This window comes from Vicinamibacterales bacterium, from assembly GCA_035699745.1.
Taxonomy (GTDB): domain Bacteria; phylum Acidobacteriota; class Vicinamibacteria; order Vicinamibacterales; family 2-12-FULL-66-21; genus JAICSD01.
In genome coordinates, this window is the sequence record DASSPH010000058.1 from 1 (window position 1) to 14,907 (window position 14,907).

General features: G+C 68.7%; 11 protein-coding genes. 4 read left to right on the forward strand and 7 right to left on the reverse strand.

Annotated elements, in window-relative coordinates:
- The first annotated feature begins 524 nt into the window (after positions 1–524).
- Both VFK57_12780 and VFK57_12785 read left to right on the forward strand, forming a co-directional pair.
- Positions 525–1,112, forward strand: coding sequence for a hypothetical protein (locus tag VFK57_12780; GenBank protein ID HET7696580.1), 588 nt, complete (start codon positions 525–527; stop codon positions 1,110–1,112).
- Positions 1,113–1,125: 13 nt separating this feature from the next.
- Positions 1,126–3,090, forward strand: coding sequence for a YjhG/YagF family D-xylonate dehydratase (locus VFK57_12785; protein HET7696581.1), 1,965 nt, complete (start codon positions 1,126–1,128; stop codon positions 3,088–3,090).
- Positions 3,091–3,102: 12 nt separating this feature from the next.
- On the opposite strand, the gene VFK57_12790 is transcribed toward VFK57_12785, so the two are convergent.
- The 4 genes from VFK57_12790 to VFK57_12805 form a co-directional block, all read right to left on the reverse strand.
- Entirely contained in the window at positions 3,103–3,675 is a 573-nt protein-coding gene (locus VFK57_12790; GenBank protein HET7696582.1) for a DUF998 domain-containing protein, read from the reverse strand.
- Between the two features lie 147 nt (positions 3,676–3,822).
- Positions 3,823–5,178, reverse strand: a complete 1,356-nt coding sequence (locus tag VFK57_12795) for a Gfo/Idh/MocA family oxidoreductase (GenBank protein HET7696583.1) — start codon at positions 5,176–5,178, stop codon at positions 3,823–3,825.
- 21 nt (positions 5,179–5,199) lie between these two features.
- Positions 5,200–6,459, reverse strand: coding sequence for an alpha/beta hydrolase-fold protein (locus tag VFK57_12800; protein ID HET7696584.1), 1,260 nt, complete (start codon positions 6,457–6,459; stop codon positions 5,200–5,202).
- Between the two features lie 57 nt (positions 6,460–6,516).
- On the reverse strand, positions 6,517–10,194 hold the full coding sequence (locus VFK57_12805; GenBank protein ID HET7696585.1) for a carboxypeptidase-like regulatory domain-containing protein: 3,678 nt from the start codon (positions 10,192–10,194) through the stop codon (positions 6,517–6,519).
- Positions 10,195–10,394: 200 nt separating this feature from the next.
- Here VFK57_12805 and VFK57_12810 point away from each other — a divergent pair, with 200 nt between their 5' ends.
- Entirely contained in the window at positions 10,395–11,171 is a 777-nt protein-coding gene (locus VFK57_12810) for an IclR family transcriptional regulator (protein ID HET7696586.1), read from the forward strand.
- A 9-nt stretch (positions 11,172–11,180) separates the two neighbouring features.
- On the opposite strand, the gene VFK57_12815 is transcribed toward VFK57_12810, so the two are convergent.
- The 3 genes from VFK57_12815 to VFK57_12825 form a co-directional block, all read right to left on the reverse strand.
- On the reverse strand, positions 11,181–11,591 hold the full coding sequence (locus tag VFK57_12815) for a hypothetical protein (GenBank protein HET7696587.1): 411 nt from the start codon (positions 11,589–11,591) through the stop codon (positions 11,181–11,183).
- Positions 11,592–11,700: 109 nt separating this feature from the next.
- On the reverse strand, positions 11,701–12,627 hold the full coding sequence (locus VFK57_12820; protein HET7696588.1) for a cupin domain-containing protein: 927 nt from the start codon (positions 12,625–12,627) through the stop codon (positions 11,701–11,703).
- Positions 12,628–12,636: 9 nt separating this feature from the next.
- Positions 12,637–13,662 (reverse strand): SMP-30/gluconolactonase/LRE family protein, encoded by a 1,026-nt coding sequence (locus tag VFK57_12825; protein ID HET7696589.1) that lies wholly within the window; start codon positions 13,660–13,662, stop codon positions 12,637–12,639.
- A 102-nt stretch (positions 13,663–13,764) separates the two neighbouring features.
- On the opposite strand from VFK57_12825, the gene VFK57_12830 reads away from it, so the two are divergent.
- Positions 13,765–14,907 (forward strand): PQQ-binding-like beta-propeller repeat protein (locus VFK57_12830; GenBank protein HET7696590.1); only part of this gene is annotated, 1,143 nt, incomplete at its 3' end.

A 14,907-nucleotide genomic window follows, 5' to 3' on the forward strand; every position in this document is an offset into this window, starting at 1 on the left:
ATCGGCCACACGCGAACGACCTTGCCGGCGTTGTCGATCAGCGCTTCGCCCATCCACATGCCGCGTCCAGTGGTGCCGGGCGGCACTTCGGGGTAGGTCGGTCGCACATCGCGAATCTTCCGCGGTGCGCGCACCGACCGGCTGATTCGCAGCGCCTTCTGCCCCAGGAGCTTCCCGGCTTCGGCGTTGCAGACGCCAGGGCGAACAGGGCTCCCTGCACGTGAGGCTCGGGAGCTCTGCGAATCGCCGCGGACTTCGCGCGACGAACCGTGCAGGGCAGGGAAGCTGAGGCAGAGCGGGGTTGCGACGAGGCACGCCGCGCCGAGCGCTGCTCGCTTGCGTGGCAGGTTCGTCCTCCTCGACTCGATCGGCGACACGGCGGGCACCTGCTCGTTGGACACCACTGTGGACCGCTTCGCTCACGGCCGCGGCCGTGATCCGGCCGGGCGGCGTCCTCCGGAATCAGCGCCGATGGACGCCGCATTTACGCGGAGCTGCGGGCGCGTGCGATATTAGACACGTCCATGACTGCGCGACGTGCGCCTGCCGCCCTGGCTGCGCTCCTGCTCCTGTCGGCGGGAGGGGCTGCCGCGAGACCGCGTCAAGCGCCGGTTCAGCGGCCGCCGGACTTCCGAGTCCAGATCTGGGGCGACGTGTCCTCCGACTTCAGCCAGCGCGTGGACGCCTACGTCGAACTGCGCCGCGAGCTCGAACGCGGACTGCCGCCGCTGCAGGTGACGGCCGACGCGCGCGAGATCGTAGAGCGGGTCCGAACGCTGGGGAAGCGGCTGCGGGCGGCGCGCCGGGCGGCGCGAGAAGGGGACATCTTCACGCGCGGCGTGAGCGCGGCGTTCAAGGACGCGCTGCGGACGCGGACGGATGTGCCCACCTGCGTGGCGCTGCTCGATGACAACCCCGGACCGATTCGCATCGGGATCAATGACACGTATCCGACGCACGCACCGCTGGCGACCATGCCGGCCAATGTCCTTGCCGCGCTGCCACGGCTGCCCGACGGCATCGAGTACCGGTTGGTTGGCCCGCACCTGATCCTGTTCGACACGCACGCCCGGCTGCTCATCGATCGCATTCCCCTCGCCGTTCACTGTTGAATCGACGCACCGCATGGCCAACTCCTTCGACGACTCCAGCGATCCCGCTCTGCTCGACGTTCCGACGCACGCCGCCGGTCCGGCGGGGTCGCTGCCGCTCACCGAGCAGATGCTGCGCGAGCGGCCGTCCGGCGACCTGTTCGGGTGGACGCAGAACGCCGGCATGGGATGGGACGCGGCGGCGCTCGGCGGCCGCGAGTTCCTGATCCTCTCGACGCACGGCGGCATTCGCCGGCCCGACGGCACCCCGGTCGCGCTCGGGTACCACACCGGGCATTGGGAAGTCGGACTGCTGATGGAAGCGGCGGCGGAGGAGTTCACGCGCGCCGGCGCCATTCCCTTCGCCGCGGCGTGCACCGACCCCTGCGACGGCCGGTCGCAGGGGACGCCGGCGATGTTCGACAGCCTCGCCTACCGCAATGACGCGGCGATCGTCTTCCGGCGGCTGATCCGATCGCTGCCGACACGGCGCGGCATTCTCGGCGTCGCCACCTGCGACAAGGGGCTGCCCGCGATGATGATGGCGCTCGCCGCGAGCCGCGACCTGCCCGCCGTGCTCGTCCCCGGCGGCGTCACGCTGCTGCCGATCGAGGGCGAGGATGCCGGCCGCGTGCAGACGATCGGCGTCCGCTTCGTGCACCGCGAGATCACGATGCAGGAGGCGGCGGAGGCGGGCTGCCGCGCCTGCGCGTCCCCCGGCGGCGGCTGCCAGTTCCTCGGCACCGCCGCGACGTCGCAGGTCGTGGGCGAATCGCTCGGCATGGCGATCGGGCATTCGGCGCTCGCGCCGTCAGGACAGGGGATCTGGCTCGACATGGCGCGGCGATCCGCCCGCGCGCTCATGGCCCTCGACGCGCGCGGGATCAGGATGCGCGACATCCTCACCGACGGCGCGCTCAGGAACGCGATGGTGACGCACGCCGCGTTCGGGGGATCGACGAACCTCATCCTGCACGTCGCCGCCATCGCCCACGCCGCCGGCCTGCGCCGGCCGACGGCGCAGGACTGGGTCGCGATCAACCGCCGCGTTCCCCGCCTGGTGGACGCGCTGCCGAACGGCCCGCGCCACTTCGCGACCATTCAGGTGTTCCTCGCCGGCGGCGCACCGGAAGTGATGCTGCACCTGCGCAGGGCGGGGCTGCTCGAGACGGGCGTGCTGACGGCAAGTGGGACGACGCTGGGCGCGCAGCTCGACCAATGGGAATCGTCGGCGCGCCGGAAAACGCTGCGCGCGCGCCTGCGCGCGATCGACGGCATCGATCCCGACGAGGTGATCATGGCGCCGGAGGTGGCGGCCGCCCGCGGGCTGACGCCGACCTTCAGCGTCGTCTTCGGCAACCTCGCTCCAGACGGCGCGGTGATCAAGAGCACGGCGATCGATCCCTCCGTCGTCGATCCCGACGGCACCTACCGGTTCACCGGCACCGCGAAAGTGTTCGTCAGCGAGCCGGCGGCGATTGCGGCGATCAAGCAGGGCGGGATCAAGGCGGGAGACGTGCTCGTGCTGGCGTGCCGAGGCCCGATGGGCTCCGGCATGGAGGAAACGTATCAGCTCACGGCAGCGCTGAAATACCTCGAGTTCGGCCGCCACGTCGCGCTGGTCACCGACGCGCGCTTCAGCGGAGTCTCGACCGGCGCGTGCATCGGCCACGTCTCACCGGAGGCGCTCGCCGGCGGGCCCATCGGCAAGCTGCGCGACGGCGACGTCGTTCGCATCATCGTCAATCGCATCGACCTCACCGGGTCGGTGGACTTGATCGGCGAACACGGCGTCCCCGTGCACGAAGACGAAGGGGCCCGCATTCTCGCGGCGCGTTCCCCGCGGCCGGATCTCGCGCCGGATCCGCTGCTGCCCGACGACACGCGGCTCTGGGCCGCGCTGCAGGACGTCAGCGGCGGTCCGTGGGGCGGCAGCGTCTTCGACGTCGGCACCATCCTCGAGGTGCTCGCCGCCGGCAGGAAGGCGCTCCAATCATGAAGGACGGCGTGTTCACCGGGTGATTCGACGCAGGCGAATCGCCAGCACGATGAGCATGGCGAACCAGACCGCACACAGGACTCGCTGCAGCAGCCCGGCCCAGGGATGGAGCGGCGTCCCATCGTCGACGGCAAAGAAGCCGAGCGCGATGAAGAGCACCAGCATGCCGACGCTGGTGGCCATCGTGTATGCCGACAGGTCGCGCCAATCAGGATCCGCGCGCATACGGCGCGAGAACGTCAGCCATCCGAGTCCGGTTGCGGCGAAGGTCGTGACGGCGCCGGCGACGTGGGGCGGCGTCTCGGTGGGGACGCCATTGACCATCACCCAAGGGAAGAGGCCAGCCAACACGATGCCGACGGCGCCGAGCACCAGGAGGGGAAACCCGAGAGCACCGCGCCGCGCCGGTTGAACGCCCAGGTGCATGCCGCAGACGAATGCCAGGTTCAGCAGGCCAACCACGTAGAAGTTGAGTCTCTGGATCCACCCGGTCGGCCACGCCTCGAGTGCGCTGATTGGCAGCCTGACATGGCTGTACGCAGGGATCAGCAGTCCCTGCAGGATCACGAGCGTCGCGAACAGCACCGGGCCGCCGACGCCGGCCAGTGCCAGCGTTCTGACTCGGGATGCAGCGCGCCGCTCGTCAGGGTCCGAAGCTCCGGATTCAGACAGAGCCATGCGAACTCACATTGATTCCTGCGGGCTTGTCCCGGCGATGCTGCGCGGACGACGCTAGACGTTCCCCGGCGTGGGGTGTACCCACGGCGCCCGATACGGACGCCGCAGGAGCCTGTTGGCTTCGGCGTCGCCGATGACTTCACCCTTCGCGTGGTCCCAGTGAATCGCACGGCCAAGCTGCATCGAGAGGTTGGCCAGGATGCAGGCGGCGGTCGAGATGTAGCCCTGCTCGATGTCCGAGACCGGCTTCTGCCGCGATTCGATGCACTCGAGGAAGTTCTTCATGTGCGCGCGGATCGCGGGCGCCACGTGACGTTCCAGATCCTTCTCGGTCCGGTCCTCGGGGTATTGTTCGAACTCGTAGACCACGTCTTCCTTGATCGCCGGCTCCTTCTTGCCCGCCTCCGTGAAGGTATAGCCCATCACGCTCGCCTCGAGCGTCCCCTTGTCGCCGAAGAACATCGCGCCCCAGGGGAACCGCGGTCCGGGCGGATCCCCCCACGAACGGTGCGTCCACACGACGCGCAGATTGGGGAACTCGAACGTCGCCTCCTGCGTGTCGGTGATGTTCGCCCGGCTCGCCTTGTCGACGAAGATGCCGCCCGTCGACATGATCCGGGTGGGCATCGGCAAGTCCATCATCCACCGGACCATGTCGAGCATGTGCACGCACATGTCGCCGACGATGCCGTTGCCGTATTCCATGAAGGCGCGCCAGCTGCGCGGGTGGGTCAGCCTGTTGAAGGGCCGCATGGGCGCCGGCCCGGTCCACATCTCGTAGTCGAGCTCCGGCGGCGGCGCGGCGTCGGGCGGATTCCCTCTGGCGCGCATGTGGTAGTAGCAGTAGATCTCGACGTAGGCGATGTTGCCCAGTCTGCCTTCGCGGATGATGCGGTCGCGCGCCGTCACCAGGTGCGGCGTGCTCCGCCGCTGCATCCCCACCTGCACGACCCGCTTGTACTTTCGCGCCGCCGCCAGCATCGCCTGTGCTTCGACGACGTCGACCGAGACGGGCTTCTGCACCCAGATGTCCATTCCCGCCCTGGCGGCTTCGATCATCGGCAGCGCGTGCCAGTGATCCGGCGGGTCGATGATCACGATGTCCAGATCCTTCTCGGCGAGCAGCTTGCGCCAGTCGCCGTAGAGGCGCGGACGCTGCTTCGACACCTGGCGGGTGGCGACGAGATCGGCGGCGTCGTTCAGCATCCGGCTGTCGACGTCGCACATCGAGACCACGTTGACCGGCGCGACCTGGACCAGCCGCAGCAGATCCGACTTCCCGTACCAGCCCGAGCCGATGATGCCGACGCGCTTGTTGGCGCCAATCTGCGAGGCGAGCGTCTCGTAGCGCGACAACCGCGACGCGGCGATGACCGCCGCGCTCCTGCCGATGAATTCTCTGCGATTCATGGTGACAGATTAGCGCATTCGCTACTTGAACAGTCGAGGGGCGAAGTCGTGCAGCGCCCGGCGCCAGGTCAGCCACTCGTGCGCCGTTTCCGGGGACTCGAAGAAGACGTTCCGCACGCCGGCCCCGGTCAGCGCGTCGCTGAAGTTCTTCGTCCCGGGGCCTTCCGCCTGGCCGATGGCGAGGAAGAGCAGCTTCACCTTGGCGTTGAACGCCGCCGGGTCCGCGAAGGCGCCCCCGCAGATGGCCTTCATGTCCGGCGCGTCGCCGCCGCGCCCGAAGCCGCCGCAATTGCCGCTGAATCCGCCGATGTAGGCGAACTTGTCCAGGTTCGTCAGGGTAGTGGCGAAGGTCTGCGCCCCACCCATCGACAGTCCGGCCATGGCGCGCTGCTCCTTGCCGGGGCGCACGCGATAGGTCCGCTCGATCATCGGCACCAGGTCGGTGAACATCATCTCGGTGTAGGTGGGCCGGCCGAGCGGCCCGCCGGGGCCGCGGCCCGCCGCGCCTGGTCCGGCGCCACGGCCGCCGGGCGGGGGTGTGCCGCGTGACGGCGGCGCGGGCGGCGTGTCGGACGGCGGCGGCACCAGGCCGCGCGCCGCGAACAGCGTCGCGCTCTCGCCGGGCTTCACCGCGTTGAGGTTGTCCATAACGACGATCATCGGCGTCGCTTTCTTCGCCGCGATCAGGTTGTCGAGGACGTCCTCCACGTGTCCCTGCCGGTGCCATCCGGTTTCGTCTTCCCCCCACCCGTGCAGCAGGTAGAGCACCGGATAGCTCTTTCGCGCGGTGTCGTAATCGGGCGGCGTGTAGACGAACGCCCGCCGCCACTTGCCCGTGACCTTGGAGTGGTACCAGTGCTGGCTGACACGGCCGTGCGGCACGTTCTGGTGCTCGTAGAACGCCGCGTCGGGCGCGGGCACTTCGATCGCGCTGTTCTGCCAGCCCGACCCGAAGAAGGTGTGCGTCGACGGATCCGCGATCACCGCGCCGTCGATCTGCAGCGAGTAGTAATGAAAGCCGACGACGAGCGGCGTGGTCGTGACGCTCCAGATGCCGTCCGGCCCCCTGGTCATGTCGAAGCCCGGCCCCATGCGCAGGCGCACCTTCTGCGCGTCAGGCGCGACGACGCGGAACAGCGCCCGCCGGTCGGGGTAGAGGCACGGGTATTTCGCCTCGGGAATGTTCAGCACCGAGGGGACGCATCCGTCGGTGCTCTGAGCCGACGCGGGCCCCGCGCCCAGCGCCGCCAGCATGCCAGCCGCGATCACAACTCGCTTCATCGTTGCCGCCTCCCGTACGAAATGGATTCCAGATGCGTCGCCCATCTGCGCGAGCGGCTAGAACGCGGCGCGCAGCCCGACCGAGAAGAACCGCATCTGATTCAGCGCGACGTTGGTGACGCGCCCGAACTGCGTGCTCGTCGGGTTCAGCGTCGGACCGAGCCACTGCTGCCGGTTGAAGACGTTCTGCGCGTCGAAGCGGACCTGCCAGGTGCGGCCGGTGCCGGCGCCGAAGCTGCGCAGGATCGACACGTTCGTGAAGGTCAGCGGCATGCCGCGCACGCCGTCGATGCGGAACGGGAAGGCGCGCTTCTGGAACGCGGCCGGGATCCGCGCCGGATCGCGCTCGAACCCGGCGTCGATGTTGAACCACCGATCGCGCGTCGGGTCGTCCAGCGCGATGTCGTCGAGGTTGCCCGAGAAGAAGATGTTCTGGCCGCCCCAGTCGAGGAGCGCGCCCGGCTGGTACTCCCACGTGCCGGAGATCTGCCAGTTGCCCGCGAGCGCGCTCGCCACGCCGCCGCCCGAGAGAAACCGCTTGCGGCGGCCGAACGGCAGCTCGTAGCTGGCCGCGCCGGCGAGGCGCCACGGCCGCGCGTCGTTGCTGCCCTGCCACAGGGTCGGCGCGCGATCGTACTCTTCGACCGTCCGGTTGTAGCGGACCGAGTTGACGTTGAACGACATGAAGCCGGTCAGGCCGCTGGTCAGCCGGCGATTCACCTGCACCTCGAGCGAATGCGACTTCGACTCGCCGATGGGCAGATTCGCGAAGGTCAGGTTCGTCAGCGCGCCGAACGGACGCAGCAGCCGCTGCCGCTGGATGGTGGACGACGAGAAGGTCGGGTTCGAGGCCAGCCGTTGATAGAGCACGGGGTTGGTGGTCCGCAGCGCGGTAAAGTTGTTGATGAAGTACGGGTTCGGCACGTTGGCGGTCAGGAACGCGTTCGCCGCCGTGCTCCGCGTGCTGCTGCCGTCCCAGTACTGCTCGGGAAGGTAATCGCCGCGGATGCTGATCGGCAGCCGCTCGTTGAAGGCGCCGGTGTAGGCGATCTCGAGGCCGAGATTCGCCAGCAGCTCCCTCTGGATCGATACGCGCCAGCGCTGCTGGCGCGCGTGCCGGCGCTGGCCGTTTTCGGTGGTGAGCGCGCCGCCCAGGACGGTGTTGAGGCCGAGCGTGTCGCCGAACACCGGGTCCCAGCGGGAGCCGTCGGCGCGGACGGGGAACGGATCGAAGCTGGCGCTGCCGGTCGCCGGCGTCCCCCACTTGAACGTGCGGCCCAGATCATCCGAGATGGTCGACGTCGTCGTCACGCTGTACCCCGCCTGGGCGGCGAAATAGTCGGCGGCGGTGAGCGTGTCGTAGTACAGGCCGTAGCCCCCCTTGAGGACGGTGCGTTCGCCAAGGAGATAGGCCGCCGACGCGCGGGGCATCCACATCGCCTCGGCAGGCTGGCTGACGCCGGACTCACCCGCGTACACGGGGCCGCCGAGGGCGTTGAGGGTCGCCGGCATGCCGGGCTGGTTCTGCAGCCCGCTCGCCAGGTAGGCCGCCTGCGCGGCGTCGGTGATCGCGTTCTTCGCCGACGGGTCCCACCCGACGATCATGTGCCCCTGCTTTTCGCGCACGCCGGTCTCGTACTCGAAGCGCAGACCGGCGTTGACGGTGAGGCGGCCGAGCCGCCACGTGTCCTGCGCGAACGCGGCCGTCCAGTAGTTGCTGAAGGTGGACGGCAGCTCGTTGTTGATCGACGCGGAGGTCGGCAGGCCGAGCTCGAACGCGGCCAGCGCCAGTCCGAGGTTGCTCGGCGTGAGCGCGCTCTCGTCGCTGAACTGCCGCGTGTAGGTCCGGTCGAACGTGAGCTGCCCCGAGCGGTTCCCGCCGCCGGTCCGGTCGCGCTGCGCGCGCCGGACGTCGACGCCGCCGTGCAGCGTATGCCGTCCCTTCACCGAGGTCATCGACGACTGCGCCTGGATGTGCGTGGCGGTATCGCCGTCCCCCAGGCCGCCGCCCATCCCCTGATAGCCGGCGATGCCGATCGCGGGCAGCGTGCAGCCGCCGTTCGCCGAGCAGAACTCGTCGAGGTACGACGGCAGCCCGACGTCGGTCGGCTTGAACTGCCTCAGACCGAGGAACTTGTCGACCTGGTTGAAGCGGTTCGTCGCGACCGAGGTATCGAGGACGGTTGCGCCCATGGTGCGTGTCCACGTGCCGGTATACGACCACTGATACCGCGAGCGGTCGGCGGAGCTCATGCGCAGCTTCGGATCGGGATTCTGATAGGTCCAGTCGCTCACGTACTCGAGGAACGTCACACCACTGCTGCGGAAGAACAATCGATCCTTCGCCGTCGCATTGAAGTCGAGACGGAAGCCGTACTGCTGGCTCTTCGGCGAGTCGGGCTGGCCGCCCTGGTAGAAATTGCCGGTGGGCTGCTGGCCGCTCTCGATGAAGTTCTGGTTCGGCTGCGGCACCAGCTTCGAGTACAGCTCCATCAGCGGGCTCCGGTACGAGCCGTCGGGATTGAAGATGCGATTCAGCGGGATGACGTTGTTCGGGAAGGGATCCCGGATCATGCGGGCGGGGTTCGCCGGATCGGGCCGCGTCGTGAGCGGATCGTAGATCTGGTACTGCGCGGGATTGGGCAGCGTCAGCAGATCCGAGAAATCCCCCCGCAGGTGCTTCGCGTTCGCCGGCACGGTAATCGAACCCTGAATCTTCCCGGGGATCGCGTCGTTGGCGTACGAATAGTTCGCGAAGTAGAAGAGCTTGCCGCGCCCGTCGATGATGCCGGGAATGCGCACCGGGCCGCCGGAGGTCAGCGACAGGTTGTGCGACCGCCCCTTGTCGAACTCGCGTTTCGCGCGGTCGTCGAACGTGAGCTTCTGCTGCGCGGTCAGCGCATTGAACCGGTTGCTCCAGTACTGGTAGTTCACGGTGCCGCGCTGCTTGTTGGTGCCGGCGCGGGTCATCATCGAGATCTGCAGGCCGAGGCCGTGGCCGACGGCGGCGTCGAAGTTCGACGACTCGACGCGCATCTCCTGGATCATGTCGGAGTTCGGCGACGAGGCGATGCGGCGGCTGCTGCCGTTGTTGTTCGCGCCGTCCAGCGTGTAGTTGTTGCCGCCGAAACTCGGCGGCGTCGGCTGCGTGCCGCCGAGGGGCAGGCCGAGACCCGAGCCGGCCGAGAGCGACGTGTTGTCGACATACCCCTGCGACACCTGGGTCTGCTGATCGTTCACGTTGGTGCCCGGCGAGAAGCGCGACAGCGTGATCGGCATGTTCGAGAACATCGGCAGGCTCTCGACCAGGTGGGCGTCGAACCGCGCCGCCGATTTGAGCGACGTGGTGTCGAGCAGGGGAGACTCCGCCGTGACCACCACCTGCTCCCTGACCTGTCCGACTTCCAGCGTGAACGGCACCGTCAACTGCTCGCCGACGCCGAGCGTGATGCGGTCGCGCACCACTTCCTTGTAGCCGGGCATCTGGACGCTGACCGCGTAGGTGCCGGGGTTCAGGAAGGGGGCCTCGTAGTAGCCCGACGCGTTGGTCGTGAGGGTCTGGCTGACGCCGGTATCGGTGTTGGTGATCTTGACCGCGGCGGCCGGCACCACGCCTCCGCTGTCGCGCACCGTCCCGGAGATCTTGCCGCGCGTGTCCTGCGCGGACGCGCCCGGCGGGAGCGCCAGTCCCGCCGCCAGGCACTGACACAGGAAGAGCCGTAAGGTTCGTTGCATGCGCTCTCCTTCACCGTCCGGCTGTGAACCCGCCGCGGGCGGCCGTTGTTGCGGATAGTGAAACAGCCGTTGCGTCGAGCCCCGGATCGCGCCGGAAGGTAGCACCGTTTGTGCCGCCGCACAACAACAAAACTCCCGGCCGGGAGCACCGCGGCGTGACGTGAGGTATGCTCATTACCGCACGACGCGATCCCCCGAAGATGACCCCCAAACCGCTGCACGACACTCCTGCCATTCAGAGCCTCGACCGCGGCCTGGCGATCCTCGAGGCGGTCGCCGCGTCTCCGGCGCCGGTGCCGCTCAAGCAGCTGACCGGTCTGATCGGCATCGATCGCAGCAGTGTCTTCCGGCTGGCGAACACGCTGCGCCAGCGGCGGTTTCTGGCCAATCCGAAGGGGAGCAAGGACTACATCCTCGGTCCGTCGGCATGGCGGCTGTCACGCCGCTACGGGCGCACCGTGCTCGGCACGTTCTTCCACCACTATCTGCAGGATCTGTCGGCGACGCTCGGCGAGACCTCCCACTTCGCCGTCCGCGAGGGGATGGAGGTGTTCTTCATCGACCACCACATCCCCGCCGGGCAGATCGTCTCGGTGGCGGGGCAGACCGGGGAATTCGCGCCCCTGCACTGCACCGCGCACGGCAAGGCCCTGCTCGCCGACTGCGATCTCCAGACGTTGCGCGACCTGCTCGGGCGCGCGCCGCTGAAGGGCTACACCCGGATGACCGTGAAGTCGGTGACGCGCCTCGCTCAGCTGTGCGCGCAGGTCCGCGTCGACGGCTTCGCGCTCGACGAGGGGGAATACCTCGAGGAAGTGCGATGCGTGGCCGCGCCGATCCGCGATCCGCAGGGGGAGATCGTCGCCTCGGTCGGGATCTCGTCGCCGCTGACGCGGCTTCACACCCGCGGCGTCGCCCGCGCCGCGGCCGAAGTCCGCAAGACCGCCCGCGCCATCACCGCCTCGCTCGCCAGCTGACGCGTCCCGTCAGACCTCGTCGTAGAGCACGACCGGATAGTCCTTCTGCGTCGTCATCGTCCGCTCGACGAGCGGCCACACGCGCTGGTGCCCGGCCGACGCGATCCACTTCTGCCGCAGCTCTTCGCTCTCGAACTCCAGCTCGAAGCGGTAGTTGTGCGTCGCGGGCGCGGCGCCCTGAAGGATGCTGCGGCGCCTGAGCATCTTCACCCGGATGTAGCCCTCGTGCCTGACCGCTTCGGGAACGAACGTGTCGTGAAACGCCGCCAGCATCTCGCGTTCGCGCCCCGCCGGGACGTCCATTTCGACGTAGAGCCTGATGTGTCTGGTCTGCGCCCCGAGCACGGGACCGAATCGGCCGCCGGCGAGTGTCGCGGCTGCCGCGGCGAACGCCGACCGCAGGATTCCTCTTCTGTTCACATGGGCCTCCAACTCTCTTCCGCGGGGGCTCTGCCCCTCGGACTGCCTGCACGCTCTCTCCCGACGCCCGCTCGCACCGCGCTCTCCGAAATGGTTCTCGAGCCGCCGGTCAGCGCGGTGCGCCGGTGAGGAGCTGCGTCTTCGCCGCCATGTCCCTGGCGACGCCCATCACGAACAGCTCGAGCGGAACCGAGCCGGTGCCGGCGAACCGCGTCGTCTCTCCGAGGCGGACCGGGATGGCATCGCCGGCGCGAACCGCCGCCGTTCCCTCGACTCCGGCGAGGCTCAGCGTGCCCTCGCCGGCGAGCACGTAATACGCCTCGGCGACGGCGTCGTGCGCGAGGTCGGGAGTCGCCGCGCCGGGAGGCACCAGCAGGTGATCGACGTAGGACCACGACGTCGAGAACATCGCCGGCCCGGCGGCGCGCCGCGAGAGGACGGCGTTGGGAGGCGGCGGGGGCACGGCGGCTCCCCGGCCGCGGCCGCCCGGAGCCCTCAGCAGCGACCTGTCGAGGCGAATCGTCATGAACGTGGGAATGGCGTCGAGCGGCGCGCCGGCGCGCGTGTCGCCGAGATCGAAGTTGTCGTACACGCCCGGGACCAGCGAGACGTTCAGGTTCATCCACTGCACGGGCGCCGTGCCGGCGTTATAGATCGCGTGCGAGTGGCCGGCACGGCAGAGCACGCCGGCGGGTCCCTTCACGGTCGCCGTCCGTCCGTCGATCGTGAACTGCGCCTCGCCGTCGAGGATCACGAACATCTCCTCGACCACGTTGTGAAAGTGATGGCCGATGCCGGCCCCCGGCGGGATCACGCCGCGATGCAGGAAGTTGAATTCCGGCGTCAGCGCGCCGCGGCCGAGCAGGGCCGTGAACGACATGCTGCCCGCGCCGCCGTGGACCGCGGTCAACGATCGGAACGCCGCCGGATCCGTGTGCACGATTCGCTGGGCGAGCGCGGCCGGCGCGGCGGGGCTCTGCGCGCTGACGTGGATCAGCGCGGCGGCGGCGACGAGGAACGGCAGGGCGTGTCTCATGGTCCGACCTCAGTTCATCCCGGACGGATGGCGGAACCCGTGGGCCTTGGTCTGGATCGACCAGACGGACGATTCGCCGACGATGTAGAGCACGCTGTCCTGCGGGCCGCCGAAGGTGATGCTGATGGGGTACTGCGGCAGCCGAATCGTGCCCGCGGCGGTGCCGTCGGGGAGGAAGATCTGCACGCCGGTTCTCGTCGCCACGTAATACCGTCCGTCGGTGTCCACGGCCGATCCGTCCGCCCCGGAATCGAACCGGTCGGAGGGATTCGGCGCGTCGAGCACTTCCGGCTTCAGCGCGAGGACCGCGAACCGGCGTTTGTGCGACAGCGAACCGTCGGGCGCGATGTCGTACGCCCAGACGGCATTCCCGCCGGGCTGCTGCCAGGTGTTGTTCACGTAGAGCGTTCTGCCGTCGGGCGAGATCTCGACGCCGTTCGGCATGGCGAACTCGCCCGGCCCGATGACGACGCGGGCGGCGCCGTCGGGCGCGATGTAGTACACCTGCTTGCCCGGCTGCGATTTCTTCTCGTCCGGCGTGAACTGCGGATCCGTCACGTAGATCCCGCCCCTGGCATCCATCACCAGATCGTTGGGGCCGTCGATCGGACGGCCGTTGATGCGGTCGAGCAGCACCCGCAGCACGTGGCCGTTCGCCGGATCCACTTCGATCACCCGGTGGCCGAACATGTCGCAGACGATGAGGTTCCCCGTGCGCGCGGCGATGGTGCCGTTCGACTGCATGCCGTGCGCGAGCACCCGATAGCGGCCGTCGGGTTCCATCACGATCAGCCGGCTGCGTTCAGGGCTGCCGGTCCAGTCGCCCGCCGCCGGATTCTTGAACCACATGTCGGAGAAATACAGCTTCCCCTTCAGCCACGTCGGCCCTTCGGCGAACGTGAACCCGTGGGCGAGCTTCGTCGGCCGCTCTCCGGGCGCGATGATGCGCTCGTACGGCGTCTGCTCCGCGCGTCCGGCGGCGACGAGCGAGAGCAGCAGGGCACAACACACGCGGGCGGGATGGGCAGGCTTCATCGGCCGCTATCCTACCCGCAATGGCTCGCCGCGGCGTGAAAATCTGCAAAGCGTGTTGCGCATGGCGCAACATCGCGGGCGGCGCGGCTATAATGCCGCGGCATGTCACAGAGGATCGCGGCGCGGCGGCCGTTCCTGCCGGTGTGCGCCGCTCTCATGGCGTACGTCGCCGCCGTCGTGACCACGACGGCGCAGCCGTGGCCGGACAGGTGGTGGACCGGCTATGGCGGCGGCGCGGACAACTCGCGCTATTTCCCGTCGAAACAGATCACCCGCGGCAACGTCGGCAGGCTGGAGGTGGCATGGACCTATCCCTTCGGCGACGCCGGCAGCAGCCCGATCGTCGTGCGCGGCGTGATCTACGGCCGCGGCCGCAATGGATCGCTGGTCGCGCTCGACGCCGCGACCGGGACGGAGCGCTGGGTGCGCGAAAGCATGACCGGCATGACCAGCCGCGGCATGCATTACTGGGAGAGCGCCGACGGCCGCGACCAGCGCCTGATCTTCGCGATGAACAGCCTGCTCCAGGAGATCGATGCGCGAACGGGGAAGTCGGTGATGTCGTTCGGCACCAACGGCGTCGTCGATCTGCGCGCCGGGCTCGACGGGCGCGACCCGGAGAGTATCGGCAACATCCAGTCGACGATTCCCGGCGAGGTCTTCGAGAACCTCGTCATCGTCGGCAGCGCGACCGGCGAAGGCTACATGTCGCCGCCCGGGGACATCCGCGCGTATGACGTGCTCACCGGGCGGCTCGTGTGGACGTTCCACACCGTGCCGCGGCCCGGCGAGTTCGGCTACGAGACCTGGCCGAAAGACGCGTACAAGTACATCGGCGGCACGAACACGTGGGGGGAGGTCTCCGTCGACGCCGAGCGAGGCATCGCGTTCTTCCCGACCGGTTCGCCGACGTTCGACTACTACGGGGCGGACCGCGTCGGGCAGAACCTGTTCGCCAACTGCCTCATCGCGCTCGACGCGCGCACCGGCAAGCGGCTGTGGCACTTCCAGAACGTGCATCACGACTTGTGGGACTTCGACAACGTCTCGGCTCCTCAGCTCACGACGATCCGCAAGGACGGGCGCAATATCGACGTCGTCGCCATGGCCGGCAAGACCGGTTATCTCTACGTGTTCGAACGCGCGACCGGCACGCCGATCTGGCCGATTGAAGAGAAGCCGGTGCCGACGAAGACAGACGTGCCCGGCGAAGTCCTCTGGCCGACGCAGCCGATTCCGACGAAC

Bases quoted from the DNA above. Each gene is read 5' to 3' on its own strand.
- VFK57_12820 (HET7696588.1), bottom strand. From the start codon at position 12,627: ATGAGACACGCCCTGCCGTTCCTCGTCGCCGCCGCCGCGCTGATCCAC.
- VFK57_12810 (HET7696586.1), top strand. From the start codon at position 10,395: ATGACCCCCAAACCGCTGCACGACACTCCTGCCATTCAGAGCCTCGAC.
- VFK57_12800 (HET7696584.1), bottom strand. From the start codon at position 6,459: ATGAAGCGAGTTGTGATCGCGGCTGGCATGCTGGCGGCGCTGGGCGCG.
- VFK57_12785 (HET7696581.1), top strand. From the start codon at position 1,126: ATGGCCAACTCCTTCGACGACTCCAGCGATCCCGCTCTGCTCGACGTT.
- VFK57_12805 (HET7696585.1), bottom strand. From the start codon at position 10,194: ATGCAACGAACCTTACGGCTCTTCCTGTGTCAGTGCCTGGCGGCGGGA.
- VFK57_12825 (HET7696589.1), bottom strand. From the start codon at position 13,662: ATGAAGCCTGCCCATCCCGCCCGCGTGTGTTGTGCCCTGCTGCTCTCG.
- VFK57_12795 (HET7696583.1), bottom strand. From the start codon at position 5,178: ATGAATCGCAGAGAATTCATCGGCAGGAGCGCGGCGGTCATCGCCGCG.
- VFK57_12780 (HET7696580.1), top strand. From the start codon at position 525: ATGACTGCGCGACGTGCGCCTGCCGCCCTGGCTGCGCTCCTGCTCCTG.